Here is a 6504-nt window from a genome sequence, read left to right on the forward strand (position 1 = left end):
TGATGTTATTGAAAAAAGATAGAATAACTTTTTCAGAAATTTTAATATTAATTATAGGCTGTATATTAATGGCAATTTCTCTTAACTTATTTTTTAATCCACATGCAATTGCTGCTGGTGGTATAACAGGGCTTGGAGTTGTTTTAAATTCATTATTTGGTGTAGAACTTTGGATTGTCAATTTACTTTTAAATATTCCATTATTCATATTTGCTTACAAAATACTTTCAAAGAAAGATTGTTTTAAAACAGTTTTAGGAATAATTTTTCTTACCATAGCACTTAAGCTTACTGCAAATATGGCTACATTAGATATAACAAATGATATGTATCTTGCAATTATATCTGGTTCTATTTTAATGGGAGTTGGTCAAGGTCTTATTTTTAGAATAAATGGCTCTACAGGTGGAACTGATTTAATGGCACTCCTACTAAATAAATATTTTCCTACATTTAGTATACCTGTTTTAATGGGTATTGTTGACTGCGTTGTAGTAGTTCTATCAGGTATAGTAAATAGACAGGTTGAGATTGCACTTTATTCAACTGTTGCTTTATACATTTTAGTAAAAGTTAGTGACTTGCTTATTGAAGGATTTAATTATTCAAAATCATTCACTATTATATCCGACCTTTCAAAAGATATAAGTAAAAAAATAATGGAAGATTTAGACAGAGGTGCAACTATTCTAAAAGGTGAAGGTGCATATACTGGAGAAAATAAGAATGTGCTTTTAGTAGTAGTTGAAAAGAAAGAAGTTGTCGAATTAAAAAAATTAGTAAAAAATGTCGACCCTAATGCATTCATTATAATTACAGATATACATGAAGCTTTAGGTAATGGATTTAAAAAAATAGAGTAACTACAAAACAAAAAGCAAGTATAATTAACATATATAAATCTAACTTTTTATATGTTACATCATACTTGCTTTTTTGATACAAACAATTAACTGTATTAATTATTATTTTATATAAGTCTTTCTAGCTTTACTCTCATTTAAATAGTAACTTTAAAAATTTTAAAATTACTGTCTCTTTATATTATCCACTTCACTTTATAAGAATCAAATACAAATTTAAATATTATAACACCACAAAATAATTTAAACCATATAATGGTAACATGTTTAAATTATAAAATATTCATGTAATTATATAATAAATAATTTATAAATATAGCCAAATCGGTCTAAATACATATATAATATAGCTAACATGATTCTTATGCTTAGCACTACCAATAAAACTAAAAATATAAAAAGGAGAACTTAAAATGAGTGTTAGTTTACAAAAAGGACAAAGAGTTAGCTTAGTAAAAGACAATAATCCTGTAAAAAATTTAGTTGTGGGATTAGGATGGGATATTAATAAACTAGGTAAAAAAAATTATGACCTAGATGCATTTGCAATAGCATTGACTAACCAAGATAAAATGAACTCTAGAGGCGACTTAGTTTATTTTGGTAATCTTAAACACCCTTCTAAAGCTATTATACATACTGGAGACAACTTAACTGGAAGGGGCGAAGGTGATGATGAGCAAATAATAGTTAATTTAAATGATATGCCTGAATATGTACATAAGATAATTTTTGGAGTTTCTATATATAAAGCTAAAAAAAGAGACCAAGATTTTAGTCAAATGAATAATTCTTTTATAAGACTAGTTGATTCAAATTCTGACCAAGAATTATTTAAGTATAATCTTCAAGAAGACTTCTCTGGTAAAGTGACAGTTTTGGCAGGGGAAATTTATCGTAGAAATGAAGAATGGAAATTTAATGCTTTGGGACTTGGTCAAAATGAAGAACTTCGTGAATTAATTAATACATATAAATAATAATTACTATAAAAAAATTTATAACAAGGAGTTGGTTTAAGTGGGTATAACTTTAGCAAAAGGACAAAAAGTAAGTTTAACAAAAACTAATCCTGGTCTAAAAAAAGTAATAGTAGGACTAGGATGGGATATTAATAAATATGATGGTGGTTTTGATTTCGATTTAGATGCTTCTGCATTTTTAACTGGAGCTGATGGTAAAGTAACAAATGATGGAGATTTTATATTTTATAATAATTTAAAACATGCTTCTGGAGCAGTTGAATATATGGGTGATAATAGAACAGGTGTTGGTGATGGTGATGATGAACAAATAAATGTAGACTTGACTAAAATACCACAAAACATTGCTAAAATATCATTTAGTGTTACTATAAATGAAGCCATTACAAGAAGACAAAATTTTGGACAAGTTGAAAATTCATATATAAGAATATATAATGAAGAAACTAATGAAGAACTTATTAAATATGAATTGGGTGAAGATTTTAGCATAGAAACAGCAATAGTAGTTGCAGAACTATATAGACATAATGGGGAATGGAAATTCAATGCTTTAGGATCTGGCTTTGAAGATGGCCTTGCAGGATTATGTGGAAATTTTGGTGTTAATATAGGTTAATGTAAAGGGGTGTCTCAAAATAAACTTTTTAGTTCATGAGGCACTCTTTTTTATATGAAATCAAATATATCTTAATCATTTCAACAATAAAAAAGAGACTTATCTCTATTTTGAGACAAGCCTTTTTACTTAGATATCTTATAAATTATTTACTCTTCTACTCTTTTTTCTCGCTTGTTTTTTTCCATATTCTACTGAAATATCAAAAAATGATGAAATATTTTCTGTAAAAAATTTGCTTTTATGATATGCAACATCAAATGTTCTATGTAAGTTAATACCTTCAATATCACAAGCCCATAAAAGATGCTTTTTTAAATAGTCCTCAATAAGTAATTCAGATATAACTGCAATACCAAAATTATCTACAACTGCTCTCAATATAGCCTCAGAATTATAACATGACCATCTAATATTCATTGGTATTTTCAATTCTTTTAATTGATTTTCTAATTGTGCTCTCGTACCACTTCCTAATTCACGCATAATCAATGGCTGGTTTGAAAGTTCTGAAACTTTTATAGAGTCTCTTTTGTAGAATTTATGCTTAGTTGAACATATAAGTACAAGATGGTCATTAATAATGCTTTTTGTAACAATATCTGGATGCTTAATCTTCCCTTCTACAATTGCAATGTCTAATTCACTATTAAGTAGTTTTTTTGCAATCAATCTTGTATCTTCTACAAATACTTCAGGCTCTATCAGAGGATTTACCTTATATAATTCTAATATTATTGGGCTTATTACACATGTACCAACAGTTACTGTTGCTCCGACTCTTATGCGAATGTTTTTTGCACAATGCTTCATACAGTCATCCATTTCTTCATTTATAGCTAAAAGATGCCTCCCATATCCAAGAAGTTTTTTTCCTGCCTCAGTTAAATATAGTTTTTTTGAAATTCTATCAAATAACTTAACACCATACTCCTTTTCTATTTCTGAAATAGCTTGGCTAACTGATGATTGAGTAATGTACATATTTCTTGCTACTTCACTCATTTTACCACATTCAGCAACCTTAACAAATATCTCAAGACTACGAATTGTCATATTATCACAACCTTAGCAAACATTAGTAAATACTTATGATTTTATTAATATTTTAGTATTTTACAAATACATTGTCAAGAAGTATAATTTTATCATAGAGTTATAAAGTAGATGGGAGTGTGATATATTGTGAAAGTATTAATTATAGGTGGAGTTGCTGCTGGAACAAAAACTGCTGCAAAAATAAAACGTGAAATGGGTAACAATTGTTCTGTTACAATACTAAATAAAGGTGATGATATTTCTTATGCAGGTTGTGGTCTTCCATATTACGTTGGTAAGGTCATTGAAGATAAATCATCTTTAATCGTGAATACCCCTGAAAATTTTTCGAAACTAACAGGAGCAGAAGTTCGCTGTGGAGTTGAAGTTACATCTGTTGATAGAAATGCAAAACAAGTAATTTTGAAAACGCTTTCAACAGGAGAAGAAGAAGATTTAAGCTATGATAAACTTGTAATTGCCACAGGAGCAGACCCAATAAAACCACCAATACCTGGTATTGACTTATCTGGAGTATTCTTCATGCGTACTCCAAGTGATGCTATAAAACTAAGAGATTCTATTGAAGATGGCATTAAGAGAGCTGTTGTTATTGGTGGAGGTTTCATTGGTCTTGAAATTGCTGAAAACCTTTCTGCAATGGGTATACGTGTAAGTGTTATTGATATGGCTGAACATGTTATGCCTGGATTTGATACTGATTTTGCTGAATATGTTGAAAATCATATGGCTGATAAAGGTATAATGATTTTTACAGGGGACCAAGTTGTAGGTATTGAAGGTGAAAATAAAGTTGAAAAACTTCGTACTAAAAATAGAGTTATTAAAACAGATTTAGTAGTTATGTCAGTTGGAATTCGTCCTAACACAGGTTTTCTAAAAGACACAGGTTTGGAATTTGCTCCTAATAACACACTTATTGCAGATGAATATCTGCTTACAAACGATAAAGATATATATGTAGTTGGAGATTGTGCTTTTGTAAAAAATTCTTTAACAAATAAACCTACATGGTCACCTATGGGGTCATCTGCAAATCATGAAGGTAGAATTTGTGCACAAAATATATCTGGAAAATCTAAAACTTACAATGGTGTCCTTGGAACAACAGTAGTAAAATTACCTGAACTCAATGTAGGAAAAACAGGTCTAAGCAAAGAAATAGCTGAAAAAGAAGGTTATAATGTTTGTTCTGTAACCATAGCTACTGATGATAAAGCTCACTATTATCCAGGTGCTTCTAATTTTATTATAAGAATGGTTGCTGAAAAAAATACTAGAAAATTATTAGGTGTTCAAGTTATGGGACCTGGAGCGGTCGATAAAATAGTAGATATAGCTGCTACTGCAATAACTTTAGGAGCTGACCTTTATTCATTAGAAAGTATGGACCTTGCATATGCACCACCTTTTTCAACTGCTATTCATCCTTTTGTAGTAGCAGTAAATGTTTTACAGAATAAACTTAATGGAGAGCTTGATAGTGTTTTACTTGATGAAATCGAAGACTTTGACAGTTGGACTAAACTTGATGTTTCAAAAGCTCCTTCTATTCCTAGTTTACGTTATCTTCCTGTTGGTGAAATTAATGGAGAAATTGAAGGCCTTGCTAAAGATGAAAAAATTCTTCTTATATGTGCAAAAGGTAAAAATAGCTATATGGCCCAAAATCGCTTAAGACGCTTTGGCTATACAAATACGAAAGTTCTTGAAGGTGGAATACTATTTTATCCAAATCTTAAGGTAATGGAGGAGTAAATATGAGTAATATTACAGCAGAACAAAAAAAGGAAGTGAAAGGTAGAGGTTTTCTACCAAGCAGAGATGGAGAACATTTTGCAGCACGTATAATAACTGTAAATGGTGTAATAAATGCATCACAAGCAAAAAAAATTGCAGAAGCTGCTGAAAAATTTGGAAATGGTCAGTTAGCATTTACTACTAGATTAACAGTAGAATTACCTGGCGTAAAGTTTGAAGATATTGAAGCTTTAAGTGAGTTTATCGCTAGTGAAAATCTAATAACAGGTGGAACTGGCTCAAGAGTTCGTCCTGTTGTAGCTTGTAAAGGTACTGTTTGTGTTCATGGTCTAGCTGACACACAAGCACTTGCTTCTGAAATACACCAAGAATTTTATAAAAACTGGTATGATGTAAAACTACCTCATAAATTTAAAATTGGTGTTGGAGGATGTCCTAACAATTGTATTAAACCTGACTTAAACGATCTTGGAATTGTTGGTCAACGTGTACCTGATTACGATTCTGAACTTTGTGTTGGTTGTAAAAAATGTGCTGTTGTAGAAGTCTGTCCTGTTAAAGCAGCTAAATTAACAGATAAAGGGAAACTTGAAATAGACAGTAATATATGTAACAATTGTGGTAAATGTATAGATAGTTGTAATTTTGATAGTATTGAAGAAAAAGAATCTGGTTATAAAGTGTATATAGGAGGAAAATGGGGAAAATCTGTTCGTCCTGGAACACAGATTGATAGATTATTTTCAAAAGATGAGCTTATGACTTTAATTGAAAAAGCAATTCTTTTATTTAGAGAACAAGGCAATACAGGTGAACGTTTTGGAATAACTATTGACAGAATTGGTGTTAATGAGTTTATAGAAATGCTTTTATCAGATGAAGTTTTAGAAAGAAAAGAAGATATACTTGATGCTCCTTTACACCTTACAGGTGGAGCTTTATGCTAACAATAAATATATTAATTATTAACATTAATATATGTAAAAAATTTTAGTTAATGATAATTAAAGAATCATCTATCATAAAAGAGGCTATCTCAAAATAGAGATAAGCTTCTTTTTTATTGTTGAAATGATAAAATTTTATAATAATTGCTTATTAATTTTAAAAGCAGATTACTTCAATTAAAATACAATAAAATTGATTTAAAAATTATAACAAATTAATATGTGTTGAAAATTTTATAGGGTCTTTAAAATAAAGTGTGTATTCTTCTAAA

Annotated in this window: 6 protein-coding genes; 5 read left to right on the forward strand and 1 reads right to left on the reverse strand. The window is 29.5% G+C overall.

Translation table 11 applies throughout. From position 1 onward, the window contains the following. Window positions 1-2: 2 nt before the first annotated feature. The 3 genes from KGF39_RS09085 (at window position 3) to KGF39_RS09095 (ending at window position 2465) form a co-directional block, all read left to right on the forward strand. Complete coding sequence (locus tag KGF39_RS09085; protein ID WP_054273793.1) at window positions 3-863, forward strand: YitT family protein; 861 nt, start codon at window positions 3-5, stop codon at window positions 861-863. Between the two features lie 413 nt (window positions 864-1276). Beyond that, window positions 1277-1843 (forward strand): TerD family protein, encoded by a 567-nt coding sequence (locus tag KGF39_RS09090; RefSeq protein ID WP_107596257.1) that lies wholly within the window; start codon window positions 1277-1279, stop codon window positions 1841-1843. A 40-nt stretch (window positions 1844-1883) separates the two neighbouring features. Next, window positions 1884-2465 (forward strand): TerD family protein, encoded by a 582-nt coding sequence (locus tag KGF39_RS09095; protein WP_054273791.1) that lies wholly within the window; start codon window positions 1884-1886, stop codon window positions 2463-2465. A 138-nt stretch (window positions 2466-2603) separates the two neighbouring features. Here the strand turns inward: KGF39_RS09095 and KGF39_RS09100 are convergent, their stop codons facing one another. Then, window positions 2604-3521, reverse strand: a complete 918-nt coding sequence (locus KGF39_RS09100; RefSeq protein ID WP_227822054.1) for a LysR family transcriptional regulator — start codon at window positions 3519-3521, stop codon at window positions 2604-2606. Between the two features lie 129 nt (window positions 3522-3650). On the opposite strand from KGF39_RS09100, the gene KGF39_RS09105 reads away from it, so the two are divergent. Both KGF39_RS09105 and KGF39_RS09110 read left to right on the forward strand, forming a co-directional pair. Continuing rightward, window positions 3651-5282: an FAD-dependent oxidoreductase gene (locus KGF39_RS09105; RefSeq protein ID WP_227822055.1), complete on the forward strand. Its 1632-nt coding sequence runs from the start codon at window positions 3651-3653 to the stop codon at window positions 5280-5282. 2 nt (window positions 5283-5284) lie between these two features. Then, complete coding sequence (locus KGF39_RS09110) at window positions 5285-6232, forward strand: 4Fe-4S dicluster domain-containing protein (protein ID WP_054273788.1); 948 nt, start codon at window positions 5285-5287, stop codon at window positions 6230-6232. The last annotated feature ends 272 nt before the right edge of the window (window positions 6233-6504 follow it).

The organism is Clostridioides sp. ZZV14-6345 (assembly GCF_020657775.1).
In the GTDB taxonomy this organism is placed as follows: domain Bacteria; phylum Bacillota; class Clostridia; order Peptostreptococcales; family Peptostreptococcaceae; genus Clostridioides; species Clostridioides difficile_D.

Bases quoted from the DNA above. Each gene is read 5' to 3' on its own strand.
- KGF39_RS09085 (WP_054273793.1), top strand. From the start codon at position 3: ATGTTATTGAAAAAAGATAGAATAACTTTTTCAGAAATTTTAATATTA.
- KGF39_RS09090 (WP_107596257.1), top strand. From the start codon at position 1,277: ATGAGTGTTAGTTTACAAAAAGGACAAAGAGTTAGCTTAGTAAAAGAC.
- KGF39_RS09100 (WP_227822054.1), bottom strand. From the start codon at position 3,521: ATGACAATTCGTAGTCTTGAGATATTTGTTAAGGTTGCTGAATGTGGT.
- KGF39_RS09110 (WP_054273788.1), top strand. From the start codon at position 5,285: ATGAGTAATATTACAGCAGAACAAAAAAAGGAAGTGAAAGGTAGAGGT.